General features: G+C 56.6%; 1 protein-coding gene. It reads right to left on the reverse strand.

The window, feature by feature from the left end; translation table 11 throughout:
* Window positions 1-2: 2 nt before the first annotated feature.
* Window positions 3-1,181: elongation factor Tu (tuf, locus tag Q9R34_RS21630; protein WP_048786484.1), on the reverse strand; the 1,179-nt coding region annotated here is incomplete at its 5' end.

Raw genomic sequence — 1,181 nt, forward strand, 5'->3', positions numbered from 1 at the left:
AATTAAGCGATAACTTCAGCAACAACGCCCGCGCCAACGGTACGGCCGCCTTCGCGGATTGCGAAGCGCAGACCCTGGTCCATCGCGATCGGATGGATCAGAGTCACGGTCATTTTGATGTTGTCGCCCGGCATTACCATCTCAACGCCTTCCGGCAGTTCGATGTTGCCAGTCACGTCAGTCGTACGGAAGTAGAACTGCGGACGGTAGCCTTTGAAGAACGGAGTGTGACGACCGCCTTCTTCTTTGGACAGCACGTAAACTTCTGATACGAAGGTGGTGTGCGGCTTGATTGAGCCCGGCTTAGCCAGAACCTGGCCACGCTCGATCTCTTCACGCTTGATACCACGCAGCAGAACGCCCACGTTCTCACCAGCCTGACCCTGATCCAGCAGTTTGCGGAACATTTCAACGCCGGTACAGGTTGATTTCGCGGTGTCTTTGATGCCCACGATTTCAACTTCGTCGCCCACTTTCACGATGCCGCGCTCAACACGACCGGTAACAACGGTACCACGGCCAGAGATTGAGAATACGTCTTCGATCGGCAGCAGGAACGGCAGGTCGATTGCGCGAACCGGATCCGGGATGTAGGTGTCCAGGTGGCCAGCCAGCTCAACGATTTTCGCTTCCCACTCAGCGTCGCCTTCCAGCGCTTTCAGCGCAGAACCGCGAACGATCGGGGTGTCGTCGCCCGGGAAGTCGTACTGTGACAGCAGGTCACGGACTTCCATCTCAACCAGCTCCAGCAGTTCTTCGTCATCAACCATGTCGCACTTGTTCAGGAACACGATGATGTAAGGAACGCCAACCTGACGACCCAGCAGGATGTGCTCACGGGTCTGCGGCATCGGGCCGTCAGTCGCAGCAACAACCAGGATAGCGCCGTCCATCTGCGCAGCACCGGTGATCATGTTTTTCACATAGTCGGCGTGGCCCGGGCAGTCAACGTGCGCGTAGTGGCGAGACGGGGTTTCATACTCAACGTGAGAGGTGTTGATGGTGATACCACGTGCTTTCTCTTCCGGCGCGTTATCGATCTGGTCGAACGCACGAGCCTGGCCGCCGTAGGTTTTAGCCAGAACGGTGGTGATTGCTGCAGTCAGGGTGGTTTTACCGTGGTCAACGTGACCGATGGTGCCCACGTTTACGTGCAGTTTGTTACGTTGAAATTGCTCTTT

Origin of the sequence: Enterobacter sp. BRE11 (assembly GCF_031844285.1) — a bacterium.
Classification (GTDB): Bacteria; Pseudomonadota; Gammaproteobacteria; order Enterobacterales; family Enterobacteriaceae; genus Pantoea.